At 71.0% G+C, this 18,194-nt stretch carries 1 protein-coding gene; it reads left to right on the forward strand.

The annotated features are described in order from the left end of the window. Positions 1 to 22 precede the first annotated feature (22 nt). The gene (locus CLT68_RS18885) at positions 23 to 18,148 is read left to right on the forward strand and encodes a type I polyketide synthase (RefSeq protein ID WP_099852480.1); all 18,126 of its coding nucleotides are present in this window, start codon (positions 23 to 25) and stop codon (positions 18,146 to 18,148) included. Positions 18,149 to 18,194: the final 46 nt, after the last annotated feature.

An 18,194-nucleotide genomic window follows, 5' to 3' on the forward strand; every position in this document is an offset into this window, starting at 1 on the left:
ACCGACGGGGAGTGACGTTCTGATGGCCGACGAAGCCAAGCTCCTGGACTACCTCAAGCGCGCCACCAGCGACCTGCGCGACACCCGTCAGCGGTTGCGCGAGATGGAGGAGCGCGATCGCGAGCCGATCGCGATCATCGGCATGGCCTGCCGTTACCCCGGCGGTGTGGAGACGCCCGAGGACCTGTGGCGCCTGGTCGCCGACGAGCGGGACGGCATCACCGAGTTCCCCGTCGACCGCGGCTGGGATCTGGAGTCGCTCTACCACCCGGACCCCGACCACCCCGGGACGTCGTACACCCACGAGGGTGGCTTCCTGCACGAGGCGGGCCAGTTCGACCCGGCCTTCTTCGGCATCTCACCGCGCGAGGCCATCGCCATGGACCCGCAGCAGCGCCTGCTGCTGGAGACGTCCTGGGAGACCTTCGAGCGGGCCGGCATCGACCCGACCGGGTTGCGCGGCAGCCGTACCGGGGTGTTCGCCGGCGTCATGTACCACGACTACGCGGTCAACCTGAGCAGCATCCCGGACGACGTCGCCGGCTACCTCGGCACCGGCAACTCCGGCAGTGTCGCCTCCGGGCGGGTCGCGTACACCCTGGGGCTGGAGGGGCCGGCGGTCACCGTCGACACCGCCTGCTCGTCGTCGCTGGTCGCCCTGCACCTGGCGGTCCAGTCGCTGCGTCAGGGGGAATGCTCTCTCGCCCTGGCCGGCGGCGTCGCCGTGATGGCCACCCCGGTCGTGTTCGTCGACTTCAGCAAGCAGCGCGGCCTCTCCACCAACGGCCGGTGCAAGTCGTTCGCCGCCGCCGCCGACGGCACCGGCTGGGCCGAGGGCGCCGGCATGCTCCTCCTGGAACGGCTCTCCGACGCGGTCCGCAACGGCCACCGCGTCCTCGGCGTCGTCCGGGGCACCGCAGTCAACCAGGACGGCGCCAGCAGCGCCCTGACCGCCCCGAACGGCCCGGCCCAGCAGCGCGTCATCCGCAGCGCCCTGGCCAACGCCCGCGTCCCCGCCGAGCACGTCGACCTCGTCGAGGCACACGGCACCGGCACCACCCTGGGCGACCCGATCGAGGCGCAGGCCCTGATCGCCACCTACGGCCAGGACCGCTCCGCCGACGAGCCGCTGTGGCTGGGGTCGATCAAGTCGAACATCGGGCACACCCAGGCCGCCGCCGGTGTCGCCGGCATCATCAAGATGCTGATGGCGATGCGGCACCGGACCATGCCGCGAACGCTGCACGTGGACGAGCCGACGCCACAGGTGGACTGGTCGGCGGGAGCTGTCGAACTGCTCACCACGGCCCGGCCGTGGCCCGGCACCGAGGATCGGCCGCGCCGGGCGGGGGTGTCGTCGTTCGGGGTCTCCGGCACCAACGCCCACGTCATCCTGGAGGAACCTCCCTCGACAGCGGTCCCGGCCCAGGAGAGGCCCCCGACCAACGAGATGGTGCCGTGGGTGTTGTCGGCCCGGTCGCCGGAGGGTTTGCGGGGTCAGGCGTCGCGGTTGGCGTCGGTGGCGGGTGTGGATCCGGTGGATGTCGGGTTCTCGTTGGTGTCGTCGCGGTCGTTGCACGCGCATCGGGCGGTGGTGTTCGGGTCGGAGGAGTTGGCGGCGGTTGCCGCTGGTGAGCCGGGGCCGGTCATCGGGTCGGTGGTGCGTGGGAAGACGGCGTTCGTGTTCTCGGGTCAGGGGTCGCAGCGGCGAGGTATGGGTCTGGGGTTGGCGGCGTCGTTCCCGGTGTTCGCGGAGGCGTTCGACGCGGCCTGCGCGGAGCTGGACCGTCATTTCGACCGGCCGATCCGCGAGGTGATCGCCGACGACGCGGAGGCCCTGGACCAGACGGTCTACACGCAGGCGGCGTTGTTCGCGGTTGAGGTCGCCCTGTTCCGGCTGGTCGAGTCGTTCGGTGTGACGCCGGATTTCCTGGTGGGGCATTCGATCGGTGAGATCGCGGCGGCGCACGTGTCCGGGGTGCTGTCCCTCGCCGACGCCGCGACGCTGGTCACGGCCCGAGGACGCCTGATGCAGGCGTTGCCGGCCGGTGGCGTGATGGTGGCGGTTCGGGCTACCGAGGCGGAGGTGTTGCCGCTGTTGACCGACGGTGTGTCCGTCGCGGCGGTGAACGGTCCGCGTTCGGTGGTGCTGTCCGGCACGGAGGACGAGGTCGCCGCGGTGGCGGCGAACTTCAAGAAGTCGAAGCGGTTGCGGGTCAGCCACGCGTTCCACTCGGTGCTGATGGAGCCGATGCTGGCCGAGTTCGCTCAGGTCGCGGAGACGTTGACCTACGAGTCGCCGCGGATCCCGGTGGTGTCGAACGTGACCGGGCAGATCGCCGAAAGGCAGGACGCCGGCTACTGGGTGCGGCACGTCCGGGAAGCGGTGCGGTTCGCCGAGGGCATCGCCACCCTGGAGGGCTTGGGCGTCAGCACGTTTGTGGAGATCGGTCCGGATGGGGTCCTGTCGGCGATGGGCGCTGACTGTGTGGCGGACGCGGTGTTCGTACCCGTGCAACGTTCTGACCGGGACCAACCGACTGCGTTGTTGACCGCCCTGGCCCAGGTCTTCGTGCGCGGCGTCGCGGTCGACTGGACGCCCTGCCTGACCGGCGGGCGCATGGTCGACCTGCCCACCTACGCCTTCCAGCGGCAGCAGTACTGGCTCACCTCGCCGCCCGCCGAGCGGACGGAAACGGCCGGCGATCCGGCCGACGGGCACTTCTGGTCGGCCATCGAGCGCCAGGACACCGCCTTCCTCGCGGAAACCCTGGGCCTCGGCTCGGACGAGGACCGCGAGACCCTGGAAGCGCTGCTGCCGGCGTTCTCAGCGTGGCGGCGGCGACGGCACACCCACGCGGTGCTCGACACGCTGCGCTACCGGATCGGCTGGGAGCCGCTGACCGGCTCGCCCCGCACGCCGACCACCGGTCGCTGGCTCGTGCTGACCAGCGTCGACGTCGACGTCAACGCGACGCTGCTGACCGCCCTCGGCGACACCACAGTGCTCACCGTGACACCGGAGCGCGGCGCTCTCGCCGAGCGACTGCGCGCCGCCGGGCCCACCGACGGCATCCTGTCCCTGCTCGCCCTGGACCCCGCGCTCGACCCGGCGGCGACCCTCCTGACCGTCGCGCAGACCTGCGCCGACGCGGGTCTGGAAGCACCACTCTGGGCTGCCACCCGGGGCGCCGTCTCCACCGGCCGCGCCGACCACCTCGACGCGCCCCGCCAGGCCCTGGCCTGGGGTCTCGGCCGTGTCCTCGGCCTGGAACGCCCCCACCTCTGGGGCGGCCTCATCGACCTGCCGGAGAAGCTGGACCAGCGCGCCGCCGAACGGGTCGTCGCCGCGCTGCACGGCAGCGGCGAGGACGAGATCGCGGTACGCGGCTCCGGCACCTACGTACGTCGCCTGCTGCGTGACCCGCACACCGCCGCCGCGCCCCGCGACGCGTGGCTGCCGCGCGGCACCGTCCTGATCACCGGCGGAACCGGCGGCCTCGGTGCCCGGGTGGCCAGCTGGGTCGCGGTCCGCGGCGCCGAACACGTGGTCCTGGTCAGCCGCCGGGGCATCCACGCCCCCGACGCCGATCTGGTGGCCGCCGAGGTCCGCCGTCACGGCGCCCGGGTGACCGTCACCGCCTGCGACGTCGCCGACCCCGCAGAGGTGAACCGGCTGGTCGAGCGACTGCGGGCGGACGGCGAGCGGATCGGCACCGTGGTGCACGCCGCCGGCGTCGACCACCACACCGACCTTGCCACCGCTACCGGCGCCGACCTCGACGCGGTCCTGGCCGCCAAGGTCGCCGGTGCGATCAACCTGGACGCCGCGCTCGGCGACGAACCCAGCACCTTCGTCCTGTTCTCCTCGATCTCCGGCGTCTGGGGCAGCGGCGGACAGGCCGCGTACTCGGCGGGCAACGCCTTCCTCGACGCGTTCGCCCAGTGGCGCCGCGCCCGTGGTGCCGCAGCCACCTCGGTCGCCTGGGGCGTCTGGGCCGGCGGTGGCATGGCCGACGACCCGGACATCACCGAGCAGCTACGCCGGCGTGGCCTGCTCACCCTCGACCCGGAGCTGGCTCTCTCCGGCCTCCAGTCGGTCCTCGACCACGACGAGACCTGCGTGACCATCGCCGACGTCGACTGGGACCGCTTCCTCCCGATGTACGCGTCGGCCCGCGTCCGCCCCCTGGTCAGCGCGCTGCCCGACCACCTTCGCCTCCAGGCCGCCACCGCGGAGCCTGCTGCGCCCGCCGCCGGTCGGTACGCCGCGATGAGCGCCGAGGAGCGGTCCCGCGAGCTGCTCGACCTGGTGGTCTCCAGTGCCGCCGCCGTCCTCGGGCACACCGGCGCCGGCCTGATCGACGCCGACCAACCGTTCAAGGAACTCGGTTTCGACTCGTTGACTGCTGTGGAGTTGCGGAATCGGTTGGCCGCTGTGACGGGTTTGTTGTTGCCGTCGAGTGTTGTTTTTGATTATCCGTCGGCGGGTGTGTTGGCGGGGTTTTTGGGGTCGTTGTTGGGTGGGGATGAGGGTTCTGGTTTGGAGGTTGTGCCGTCGTCGGTGGTGGTGGATGAGCCGGTGGCGATTGTGGGGATGGCGTGTCGTTTTCCGGGTGGTGTGGGTTCGCCGGATGAGTTGTGGGATTTTGTGGTTTCTGGTGGTGATGGGGTGGTGGAGTTTCCGTCGGATCGGGGTTGGGATCTGTCGGGGTTGGTTGGTGATGGGGAGTCGTTCGGGACGTCGTATGTGTCGTCGGGTGGGTTTTTGGGGGGTGTAGCGGGGTTCGACGCGTCGTTTTTCGGGGTGTCGCCGCGTGAGGCTTTGGCGATGGATCCGCAGCAGCGTTTGTTGTTGGAGGTGTCGTGGGAGGCGTTGGAGTCGGCGGGTGTGGATCCGTTTGGTTTGCGGGGTTCTCCGGTTGGTGTGTTCACGGGGACCAATGGTCAGGATTATTCGACGTTGTTGTTGGCGGTGCCGCGGGAGGCTGATGGTTTCCTGGGGACGGGTAATGCGGCGAGTGTGTTGTCGGGTCGGGTTTCTTATGTTCTTGGGGTGGAGGGTCCGGCGGTCACTGTTGATACGGCGTGTTCGTCGTCGTTGGTGGCGTTGCATTTGGCGGTTCAGGCGTTGCGGTCGGGGGAGTGTGGTTTGGCTCTGGCTGGTGGTGTGACGGTGATGTCGACGCCGGGGACGTTTATTGAGTTTTCGCGGCAGCGGGGGTTGGCCGGTGATGGGCGGTGTAAGGCGTTCGCGGCGGCGGCGGATGGCACGGCGTGGGGTGAGGGTGTTGGTGTTCTGGTGGTGGAGCGGTTGTCGGATGCGGTGCGTCTTGGGCATCCGGTGTTGGCGGTGGTGGCGGGTAGTGCGGTCAATCAGGATGGTGCGTCGAATGGTTTGACGGCGCCGAATGGTCCGTCGCAGCAGCGGGTGATTCGTTCGGCGTTGGGCAGCGCGGGCCTGGGTGTTGCTGATGTTGATGTGGTGGAGGCGCATGGCACGGGCACCAGGTTGGGTGATCCGATCGAGGCGCAGGCGTTGTTGGCCACGTATGGGCAGGACCGTGCTGGTGGTGAGCCGTTGTGGTTGGGGTCGGTGAAGTCGAACATCGGTCACACCCAGGCCGCCGCCGGGGTGGCGGGTGTCATCAAGATGGTCCAGGCGCTGAAGCACAATGTGTTGCCCGCGACGTTGCATGTGGACGAGCCGACTCCGCAGGTCGACTGGTCGGCCGGTGCGGTGCGGTTGCTCACCGAGACCCGCCCCTGGCACCCGCAGACCGACCGGCCACGGCGCGCGGGTGTGTCCTCGTTCGGATTCTCCGGCACCAACGCCCACCTGATCCTGGAAGAACCCCCGACCGTCGAGGCCGCGACCGACCAGCCGGTCGGCGCACCGCACCCGGTGGTGCCGTGGCTGATCTCCGCTCGCAGCCACGACGCCCTGCGCGCACAGGCGGCCCGACTCACCAACCACCTCGACAGGCGACCCGAAACCGAGCCGGCAGACGTCGGTCGTTCGCTGGCCGCTCGCGCCACCCTCGCGCACCGGGCTGTCGTCCTGGCTGAGGATCGGCAGGCCGCGTTGAGCGCCCTCGCCGCCGGAACTGCGGCTCCCGGTCTGGTCACCGGCACCGCGCAGGGCGGGCGCACCGCCTTCGTCTTCTCCGGCCAGGGCTCACAGCGACCCGGCATGGGCCTGGAGCTGGCCGAGACCTACCCGGTGTACGCGGACGCGTTCGACGCGGCCTGCGCCGAGCTGGACATCCACCTGGACCGGCCGATCCGCGACGTGATCGCCGACGACGCCAAGGCCCTGGACCAGACCGTCTACACGCAGGCGGCGCTGTTCGCGGTCGAGGTGGCGTTGTTCCGCCTGGTTGAGTCGTTCGGTGTCACTCCGCACTACCTGGTCGGTCACTCGATCGGTGAGATCGCCGCCGCGCATGTCGCCGGGGTGCTGTCCCTCGCCGACGCCGCGAAGCTGGTCGCCGCCCGGGGCCGACTGATGCAGGCCCTGCCGTCGGGTGGGGTGATGGTGGCGGTTCGGGCCACCGAGGCTGAGGTGCTGCCGCTGCTGACCGACGGGGTGTCGGTCGCGGCGATCAACGGTCCCCGCTCGGTGGTGCTGTCCGGCGTGGCCGACGAGGTTGCCGCGGTGGCGGCGAACTTCCAGAAGTCCAAGCGCCTGCGGGTCAGCCATGCCTTCCACTCGGTGTTGATGGAGCCCATGCTCGCCGAGTTCGCACAGGTCGCGGAGGCGTTGACCTACGGGCAGCCCCGGATCCCGGTGGTATCGAACCTGACCGGTCAGCTCGGGGAGACGCAGGACGCCGCGTACTGGGTGCGGCACGTGCGGGAGGCGGTCCGGTTCGCTGACGGCATTTCCACCCTGGAGTCCGCAGGTGTCAGCACGTTCGTGGAGATCGGCCCGGACGGCGTGCTGTCCGCGATGGGCGCGGACTGCGTCAGCGACGCGGTGTTCGTACCCGTGCAACGCTCTGACCGGGACCAGCCGATCGCGTTGTTGACCGCCCTGGCCCAGGTCTTCGTGCGCGGCGTCGCGGTGGACTGGACCTCGTGCCTGACCGGCGGACGCCTCATCGACCTGCCCACCTACGCCTTCCAGCACGAGCGTTACTGGCCGAGCGTTCCCGAGCCGGTGGCCGTCACCGACGCGGGCGAGCCGGCCGACGCCGACTTCTGGGCCGCTGTCGAGGACGGTGACCTGGCCCGGCTCGGTATCACGGTGGACAGCGCCGGTGACCTGCTCCCGGCCCTGGTCGAGTGGCGCCGCAAGCGCCAGGACGCTGAAGTTGTCGACGGCTGGCGCTACCGGGCCACCTGGCGGCCGGTCACCGGAGAGGCCGCCGACACCCTCGACGGCCGCTGGCTGATCGTCGGCGCCGATCGGGCCGACGAGAGCCTTGTCGGTTCCCTCGCGAGGACCCTGACCGAAGCCGGAGCCGAGGTGCTCCGCGCGCACAGCTCGACCGAGCTGGGTGACCTGTCCGCACCGATCGCCGGCATCGTCGCCTCGCCCGACACCGGAGCCGAACTGCTCGCCCTGGTGCAGCAGCTGAGTGGCGCAAGCGTTACCGCCCCGCTGTGGGTGGTGACCACCGGCGGTGCACCCGTGGGCCGCGCCGACACCATCGCCCCGGAAGCGTCGGCGGTCTGGGGTGTGGGTCGCGTGGTGGGTCTGGAGTTGCCGCACCTGTGGGGTGGTCTGGTCGATGTCCCCGCCGGCTGGGATGCGCGGGTGGGTGCCCGGCTGGTGCGGGTGTTGGCCGGTGGTTTCGGTGCCGAGGATCAGGTGGCGGTGCGGTCCTCGGGTGTGTACGTGCGGCGGTTGGTCCGTTCGGCCGCAGTGACCGGTGAGCAGCCAGGTTGGGTGCCGTCGGGGACGGTCCTGGTCACTGGCGGCACGGGCTCGCTGGGTGGTCGGGTCGCGGTCTGGGCCGCCGAGCACGGCGCCGAGCACGTGGTGCTGGTGTCGCGACGGGGTGCCCAAGCCGCGGGCGCGGCCGATGTTGTCGCTGCGGTCGAGGCGGCGGGTGCGCAGGTGACGGTCGCCGCCTGTGACATGACCGATCGGGACGCGGTTCGTGGCCTGCTCGACAGTCTGGACAGTCCGGTGCGGGCCGTGGTGCACGCCGCCGGCGTCGAACGGTCCGCGCTGCTGACCGACACCACCCCCGACCTGTGGGACGAGGTGGTCGGCGGGAAGGTCGCGGGTGCGGTTCATCTGGATGAGTTGTTGGGTGATGACCTGGACGCGTTCGTGGTGTTCTCGTCGATCTCCGGGATTTGGGGTTCGGGTGGTCAGGGTGCGTACGCGGCGGCGAATGCGTTTCTGGATGGGTTGATCGCGGCGCGTCGGGTTCGTGGTGTGGTGGGTACGGCGTTGTCGTGGGGTCCGTGGGCTGGTGGGGGGATGGTCGCGGCTGCGGGGGATGACGTGCAGTTGCGTCGTCGGGGGTTGCCGCCGATGCCGGCGGAGTTGGCGATGGCCGCGTTCGCGCAGGTGGTGGGGTCGGGGGAGCGGGCGGTCACGATCGCCGACGTGGACTGGGAGCGGTTCGGCGCGTCGTTCACCTCGGCCAGGTCGCGCCCGTTGCTCGATGAGGTGTACACCCCGGTCGAGGACGTGACCGCAGCGCAGAGCACCTTCCTCGACGGGCTCAGTGCCACCGAACGCGCGAAGCGGCTCCTGGACGTGGTCCGTACCGAAGCGGCCGCGGTCCTCGGGCTGGGCGGCGTCGCCGACATCGGCACCGACCGACCCTTCCGCGAACTCGGCTTCGACTCACTGACCGCTGTGGAACTCCGCAACCGGTTGGCCGCTGTGACGGGTTTGTTGTTGCCGTCGAGTGTTGTTTTTGATTATCCGTCGGCGGGTGTGTTGGCGGGGTTTTTGGGGTCGTTGTTGGGTGGGGATGAGGGTTCTGGTTCGGAGGTTGTGCCGTCGTCGGTGGTGGTGGATGAGCCGGTGGCGATTGTGGGGATGGCGTGTCGTTTTCCGGGTGGTGTGGGTTCGCCGGATGAGTTGTGGGATTTTGTGGTTTCTGGTGGTGATGGGGTGGTGGAGTTTCCGTCGGATCGGGGTTGGGATCTGTCGGGGTTGGTCGGTGATGGGGAGTCGTTCGGGACGTCGTATGTGTCGTCGGGTGGGTTTTTGGGGGGTGTAGCGGGGTTCGACGCGTCGTTTTTCGGGGTGTCGCCGCGTGAGGCTTTGGCGATGGATCCGCAGCAGCGTTTGTTGTTGGAGGTGTCGTGGGAGGCGTTGGAGTCGGCGGGTGTGGATCCGTTGGGTTTGCGGGGTTCTCCGGTTGGTGTGTTCACGGGGACCAATGGTCAGGATTATTCGACGTTGTTGTTGGCGGTGCCGCGGGAGGCTGATGGTTTCCTGGGGACGGGTAATGCGGCGAGTGTGTTGTCGGGTCGGGTTTCTTATGTTCTTGGGGTGGAGGGTCCGGCGGTCACTGTTGATACGGCGTGTTCGTCGTCGTTGGTGGCGTTGCATTTGGCGGTGCAGGCGTTGCGGTCGGGGGAGTGTGGTTTGGCTCTGGCTGGTGGTGTGACGGTGATGTCGACGCCGGGGACGTTTATTGAGTTTTCGCGGCAGCGGGGGTTGGCCGGTGATGGGCGGTGTAAGGCGTTCGCGGCGGCGGCGGATGGCACGGCGTGGGGTGAGGGTGTTGGTGTTTTGGTGGTGGAGCGGTTGTCGGATGCGGTGCGTCTTGGGCATCCGGTGTTGGCGGTGGTGGCGGGTAGTGCGGTCAATCAGGATGGTGCGTCGAATGGTTTGACGGCGCCGAATGGTCCGTCGCAGCAGCGGGTGATTCGTTCGGCGTTGGGCAGCGCGGGCCTGGGTGTTGCTGATGTTGATGTGGTGGAGGCGCATGGCACGGGCACCAGGTTGGGTGATCCGATCGAGGCGCAGGCGTTGTTGGCCACGTATGGGCAGGACCGTGCTGGTGGTGAGCCGTTGTGGTTGGGGTCGGTGAAGTCGAACATCGGTCACACCCAGGCCGCCGCCGGGGTGGCGGGTGTGATCAAGATGGTCCAGGCGCTGAAGCACAATGTGTTGCCCGCGACGTTGCATGTGGACGAGCCGACTCCGCAGGTCGACTGGTCGGCCGGTGCGGTGCGGTTGCTCACCGAGACCCGCCCCTGGCACCCGCAGACCGACCGGCCACGGCGCGCGGGTGTGTCCTCGTTCGGATTCTCCGGCACCAACGCCCACCTGATCCTGGAAGAACCCCCGACCGTCGAGGCCGCGACCGACCAGCCGGTCGGCGCACCGCACCCGGTGGTGCCGTGGCTGATCTCCGCTCGCAGCCACGACGCCCTGCGCGCACAGGCGGCCCGACTCACCAACCACCTCGACCAGAAGCCCGAAACCGAGCCCGTCGACGTCGGTCACACCCTCGCGACGCACCGCGCCGCCCTGCCGTACCGGGCTGTGTCGCTCGGCGCCGACCACCGCGACGCCCTCGCCGCGCTCGCGGCCGGCGATTCCGCGGCCGGTCTGGTCGTCGGCGAGGTCTCCGACGGCAAGCTCGCGTTCGTCTTCTCCGGCCAGGGCTCACAGCGACCCGGCATGGGCCTGGAGCTGGCCGAGACCTACCCGGTCTTCGCCGAGGCATTCGACGCGGCCTGCGCCGAACTCGACATCCACCTGGACCGCCCGCTGCGCGACGTGATCACCGACGGCGTCGAGCTCGACCAGACCCTCTACACCCAGACGGCGCTGTTCGCCTACGAGGTCGCCCTCTACCGCCTGGTCGAGTCGTTCGGGGTCACCCCGGACCACCTTGTGGGGCACTCGATCGGTGAGATCGCCGCCGCGCACGTCGCCGGCGTGCTGTCCCTCGCCGACGCGACGACGTTGGTCGCGGCCCGAGGCCGCCTGATGCAGGAGCTGCCGGCCGGCGGCGTCATGGTCGCCGTACGGGCCACCGAGGCCGAGGTGCTGCCACTGCTGACCGAGGGCGTGGACATCGCCGCGATCAACGGACCCCGCTCGGTGGTGCTGTCCGGGGTGGAAGGCGAGGTCGCCGCAGTTGCCGCCCACTTCGAGAAGTCCAAGCGACTGCGGGTCAGCCACGCCTTCCACTCCTCGCTGATGGAGCCGATGCTGGGCGCCTTCGCCCAGGTGGCCGGCGGACTGACCTACCACCCGCCGCGCATCCCCGTTGTCTCCAACATCACCGGACAGGTCGCGACGGCGCAGGACGCGGACTACTGGGTCCGGCACGTCCGCGAGGCGGTGCGCTTCGCCGACGGCATTGCGACGCTGGAGGCCGACGGCGTCACCACCTTCCTCGAAATCGGCCCGGACGGCGTACTCGCCGCCATGGGAGCGGACTGCGTGACCGGGGCCGTGCTCGTCCCCCTTCAGCGCGCGACCGCCGACCAGGTGCTGACCTTCCTCAGCGGCCTGGCCAAAGCCTTCGTTCGCGGTGTCCCGGTGGACTGGGCGCAGTGCTACCCCGGCGGTCGCCTCATCGACCTGCCCACCTACGCCTTCCGGCACCGCGACTACTGGCCGAGCGCCACCCTGGCCGACGTCTTCTCCGGCGTCGACGGAGGGGCGTCCGGCGCCAGCGTGCACGACGACGACTTCTGGGCAGCCGTCCAGGACGGCGACCTGGACCGGCTCGGCATCACCGTGGACAGCGCCGGTGACCTGCTCCCGGCCCTGGTCGAGTGGCACCGCAAGCGCCAGGACGGCCACCTCCTCGACGACCGGCGCTACCGCGTCGAGTGGCGCTCGGCGACCGGGGACACAGCGGCAGGCCTGACCGGCTCCTGGCTGGTCATCGGCGCCACCGGCACCGGCGCGGGCATCACCACCACCCTGGCGGGCGCCGGAGCGGACGTCATCAGCGTCGAACTGGCCCCGACCGCCGACCCGGCCGTCATCGCCGCCGTCCTCGGCGACCTGCCGGAGGACCTGACCGGCGTCGTCTCACTCTTCGCCCTGGAGACCGGGCTCACCGACCCGGCCGAACTCACCCTCGCCCTGGTGCAGGAGCTGGTGCGGGCTGACGTTGTCGCTCCGCTCTGGGTGCTGACCACCGGCGGTGCATCCGTGGGCCGCGCCGACGCCGTCACCCCGGAAGCGTCGGCGGTGTGGGGCGTCGGTCGGGTGGTCGGCCTGGAGATGCCGCACCTGTGGGGTGGTCTGGTCGATGTCCCGGCCAGCTGGGACGCCCGGGTGGGTGCCCGACTGGTGCGGGTGTTGGCCGGTGGCTTTGGTGCCGAGGATCAGGTGGCCGTGCGGTCCTCGGGTGTGTACGTGCGGCGGTTGGTCCGCTCTGACGCCGTGACCGGTGAGCAGCCAGGTTGGGTGCCGTCGGGGACGGTCCTGGTGACCGGCGGCACGGGCTCGCTGGGTGGTCGGGTCGCGGTCTGGGCCGCCGAGCAGGGTGCCGAGCACCTCGTGCTGGTGTCGCGGCGAGGTCCGCAGGCTGCCGGCGCGGCGGACGTCGTCGCCGCCGTTGAGGCGGCCGGAGCGCGTGCCACGGTCGCCGCCTGTGACATGGCCGACCGGGACGCGGTCGCCGCGCTGTTGCAGAACCTGGACACACCGGTGCGGGCCGTGGTGCACGCCGCCGGTGTGGAGCGGTCGGCGTTGCTGACGGAACTCACGCCCCAGGTGTGGGACGAGGTGGTCGGCGGGAAGGTCGCGGGTGCGGTTCATCTGGATGAGTTGTTGGGTGATGACCTGGACGCGTTCGTGGTGTTCTCGTCGATCTCCGGGATTTGGGGTTCGGGTGGTCAGGGTGCCTATGCGGCGGCGAATGCGTTTCTGGATGGGTTGATCGCGGCGCGTCGGGCTCGTGGTGTGGTGGGTACGGCGTTGTCGTGGGGTCCGTGGGCTGGTGGGGGGATGGTCGCGGCGGCCGGGGATGACGTGCAGTTGCGTCGTCGGGGGTTGCCGCCGATGCCGGCGGAGTTGGCGATGGCCGCGTTCGCGCAGGTGGTGGGTTCGGGGGAGCGGGCGGTCACGATCGCCGACGTCGAGTGGGAGCGGTTCGGTGCGTCGTTCACCTCGGCCAGGTCGCGTCCGTTGCTCGATGAGGTGTACACCCCGGTCGAGGACGTGACCGCAGCGCAGAGCACCTTCCTCGACGGGCTCAGTGCCACCGAACGCGCGAAGCGGCTCCTGGACGTGGTCCGTACCGAAGCGGCCGCGGTCCTCGGGCTGGGCGGCGTCGCCGACATCGGCACCGACCGACCCTTCCGCGAACTCGGCTTCGACTCACTGACCGCTGTGGAACTCCGCAACCGGTTGGTCACCACGACCGGTCTGCACCTGCCGTCCAGCGTCGTCTTCGACTACCCGAACGCCGCAACGCTCGCCGGCCACCTGGCCGCCCTGCTCGGCTCCGACGACGGTGCCACCCCGGAGACGCGGGTGACGGCCGCCGCCAACGAACCGATCGCCATCGTTGGCATGGCCTGCCGCTACCCCGGTGGGGTCGGTTCGCCGGAGGACCTGTGGCGACTGGTCGACACCGGCACCGACGCCGTTTCGAGTCTGCCCGCCGACCGAGGCTGGGACCTGGACGCTCTCTACGACGCCGACCCCGACGCCCGCGGCACCTCGTACGCCGCAGCCGGCGGCTTCCTCGACGGCGTGGCCGACTTCGACGCGCGGTTCTTCGGCATCTCGCCCCGGGAGGCGCTCGCCATGGACCCGCAGCAGCGCCTGCTGCTGGAGACGTCCTGGGAGGCGGTGGAGCGGGCCGGCATCGACCCGGTAGCCCTGCGCGGCACCCACACCGGCGTCTTCACCGGCACCAACAGCCACGACTACCCGACCCTGCTGATGGCGGCGCCGGATGCCGTGGAGGGCTACCTGGCCACCGGTAACGCCGCCAGCGTCATCTCCGGCCGGGTGTCCTACGCGCTGGGTCTGGAAGGGCCGTCCGTCTCGGTGGACACCGCCTGCTCGTCGTCGCTCGTCGCGTTGCACCTGGCCGCGCAGGCGCTGCGGTCCGGTGAGTGCGATCTCGCCCTCGCCGGCGGCGCGATCGTGATGGCCACCCCGGGCACGTTCACCGAGTTCTCCCGCCAGCGTGGCCTCGCCGCCGACGGCCGGTGCAAGTCGTTCGCCGCGGGCGCCGACGGCACCGGCTGGGCCGAGGGCGTGGGCGTCCTGCTGGTGGAACGCCTCTCCGACGCCCGACGCAACGGCCATCAGGTCCTCGCCCTGGTCCGCGGCAGTGCAATCAACCAGGACGGCGCCTCCAACGGCCTGACCGCCCCGAACGGCCCCGCGCAACAGCGGGTGATCCGGGCGGCTCTCGCCGCCGCCGACCTCACGACCGCCGACGTCGACGCGGTGGAGGCACACGGCACCGGCACCGTGCTCGGCGACCCGATCGAGGCACAGGCGCTGCTCGCCACCTACGGCCAGGACCGCCCGAAGGACCAGCCGCTCTGGCTCGGCTCGATCAAGTCGAACATCGGCCACTCGCAGGCCGCCGCGGGCGTCGCCGGGATCATCAAGATGGTCGAGGCGATGCGACACGAGACCCTCCCGCGAACCCTGCACGTGGACGAGCCGACCCCGCACGTGGACTGGTCCGCCGGCTCGGTGGAACTCCTCACCGAAGCGCGAGCGTGGCCGGCCGGCGACCACCCGCGCCGCGCCGCCATCTCCTCATTCGGCATGTCCGGCACCAACGCTCACGTGATCATCGAGGAGCCACCTGCCGTCGACGCCGATCCGCCGGTCCGGCACCGGCCGCAGGCGGGCATCGTGCCGTGGACGCTCTCCGCACGCAGCCCCGGCGCGCTGCGCGACCAGGCCGCGCGCCTGCTGACCTGGGTCACCGGCGGGGAGCAGCCGGACGCGATCGACGTCGGGCACTCGCTGGCCACCACCCGCGCGGCGCTGACCGAACGCCTGGTGGTTCTCGGCCCCCAGCACGCCGACGCCCTGGCGGCGGCAGCGGCCGGTAAGCCGGCCGCCGGCCTGGTGACCGGCGAGATCTCCGACGGCAAGCTGGCCTTCGTCTTCTCCGGTCAGGGTTCGCAGCGGCCCGGCATGGGCCTGGACCTGGTCGAGGCCTTCCCGGTGTACGCGGACGCGTTCGACGCGGCCTGCGCCGACCTGGACATCCACCTCGACCGGCCGATCCGCGACGTGATCGCCGACGACGCGGAGGCCCTGGACCAGACGGTCCACACGCAGGCGGCGCTGTTCGCGGTCGAGGTGGCGTTGTTCCGCCTGGTCGAGTCGTTCGGTGTCACTCCGGATTACCTGGTGGGGCATTCGATCGGTGAGATCGCCGCCGCGCATGTTTCCGGGGTGCTGTCCCTGGCCGACGCGGCGAAGCTGGTCGCGGCGCGGGGTCGGTTGATGCAGGCCCTGCCGACCGGCGGGGTGATGGTGGCGGTGCGGGCCACCGAGGCTGAGGTGTTGCCGCTGCTGACCAACGGGGTGTCCGTCGCGGCGATCAACGGTCCCCGTTCGGTGGTGCTGTCCGGCACGGAGGACGAGGTGTCCGCTGTCGCCGCCCACTTTGAGAAGTACAAGCGGTTGCGGGTCAGCCATGCGTTCCACTCGGTGCTGATGGAGCCGATGCTCACCGAGTTCGCGCAGGTCGCGTCAACGTTGAGCTACGCGGAGCCGCGGATCCCGGTGGTGTCGAACCTGACCGGGCAGGTAGCGGAGGCGCAGGACGCCGACTACTGGGTGCGGCACGTACGGGAGGCCGTGCGGTTCGCCGAGGGCATCGCCACCCTGGAGAACCTGGGTGTCAGCACGTTTGTGGAGATCGGCCCGGACGGGGTCCTGTCGGCCATGGGCGCCGACTGCGTTTCCGACGCGGTGTTCGTACCCGTGCAACGCTCTGACCGCGACCAACCGACCACCCTGCTCACCGCCCTGGCCCAGGTCTTCGTGCGCGGCGTCGCGGTCGACTGGACCCGGTGCTACCCCGGCGCGCGGCGCGTCGACCTGCCCACCTACGCCTTCCAGCACGAGCGCTACTGGCCGGACACCGTGCGGCCCACCGCCCGCGGCGAGCACCCCACCGACGCCCGCTTCTGGGACGCCGTCGAACGCGCCGACCTCGACCTGATCGCCGGTGACCTCGACAACGCGGCCCGCGAGGCGCTCGACGCCGCCCTGCCGGTCCTCTCCACCTGGCGGCAGCGCAGCAGGCAGCACGACACCGTCCGCAACTGGCGCTACCGGGTCACCTGGAAGCCGTTCACCTCCGGCGCGACACCCGCCCTCACCGGCACCTGGCTGCTGGTGTCGCCCACCGACGACACCCGATGGGTGCGCACCGCCCTGGAGGAGCACGGCGCGCACGTCATCACCACGACCGTCGACGACACCGTCACCGACCGGGGCGTGCTCACCGACCAGCTCTGGCAGATCGTCTCGGAGACCCCCGACCTGGCCGGTGTCGTCTCCCTCCAGGCCCTCGGCGACAACGGCACCGACCCCGCGCTGTCGACGTTGCGCCTGCTGCAGGCACTCGGCGACAGCGGCGGTGCGGGCGCCCCACTCTGGTGCCTGACCCGGGGTGCGGTCACCGTCGACCGCACCGACCCGCTGCGGCGGCCGTCCCAGGCGACCGTCTGGGGCTTCGGCCGGGCCGTCGCCCTCGACCACCCACGGCGTTGGGGAGGGCTCGTCGACCTGCCCGAGCAGATCGAGGAGCGTACCGCCAGGGACCTGGTCGCGGTCCTCGCCGCCAGCGGCGAGGACCAGGTGGCCATCCGCCGCACCGGTACGCACGGACGCCGCCTCGTCCGGGTCACCTCCGACGCCGACGGCACATCCTGGCAGCCGAACGGCACCGTCCTGATCACCGGCGGCACCGGCGGTCTCGGCGCGCACGTCGCCCGCTGGGCCGCCCGGTCCGGCGCGGAACACCTGGTCCTGACCAGCCGGCGCGGAACAGCGGCGCCCGGCGCCGCGGAACTCTCCGCCGAACTCCAGAGCCTCGGCGCCCGGGTGACCATCGCGGCGGTCGACGTCACCGACCGGTCCGCGGTCGCCGACCTGCTCCTCGCAGTTCACGCCGAACCCACCCCGCTGCGGGCCGTCGTGCACGCGGCCGGCGTCGACCACCCCACCTCGCTGGACGACTGCACCGCCGAGGAATTCGAGGCGGTCACCCGGGTGAAGGTGGACGGGGCGACCCACCTCGACGAGCTGCTCGCCGGCCACGACCTCGACGCGTTCGTGCTGTTCTCCTCGATCGCCGGGATCTGGGGCAGCGGCGGTCAGAGCGGCTACGCGGCGGCCAACTCCTACCTGGACGCTCTCGCCGAGCACCGGCGCGCGACCGGGCTCCCGGCCACCGCGGTCTCCTGGGGGCCCTGGGCCGGGGCGGGCATGGCCGACGACCCCGCGGTCGAGGACCGCCTGCGCCGACGCGGACTGCTGCCACTCGATCCGGGGGCGGCGATCGGGGCCCTGGCCCGGGCGGTCGGTGGCACCGACGCCACCACCACTGTCGCCGACGTCGACTGGGCGAAGTTCACCCCGGCGTACACGATGGCCCGGCACAGCAGCCTGCTCGCCGACCTGCCGGAGGCCCGCGACGCCCTGGCCGACGCGGACGGCGACCGCCCGCAGGCGGGCACCGACACGGTGACGGCCTTGCGCGACCACCTCACGGCCCTGGGCGAGCAGGACCGGGAGAAGCACCTGCTGGATCTGGTACGCACGGCGGCGGCGACAGTGCTCGGTCACTCCTCGGCGGACAGCATCCCGCCGACCCGGGCGTTCCGGGAACTCGGCTTCGACTCGCTCGCCGCCGTCGAGGTCCGCAACCACCTGAGCCGGGAAACCGGCCTCAAACTGCCCGCCACGCTGGTCTTCGACCGACCCACCGCGACCGTGCTCGCGCGGTACCTCAAGAACGAACTCCTGCCCGACACCGCGACGATCCTGCCCACCGCGGCCGAACTCGACCGGCTCGAACTGGCGTTGACCAGCCGCGACGGCGACGACAGCGGCAGAGCCCGCATCGTCCTGCGCCTGCAGAGCCTGCTGGCGAAGCTGAACACCGGCGGGGCCGAGACCGACGGCGTCCCGGACGCCCTCGCCGACGCCTCCGACGACGAGTTGTTTGACCTGGTCGACAACGACCTCGGTCTGTAACGCCGGACATCCTGCCCCGCCGGCCCGATCAAGGAGCGTTCTGATG

It is taken from the genome of Micromonospora sp. CNZ299 (genome assembly GCF_002754415.1).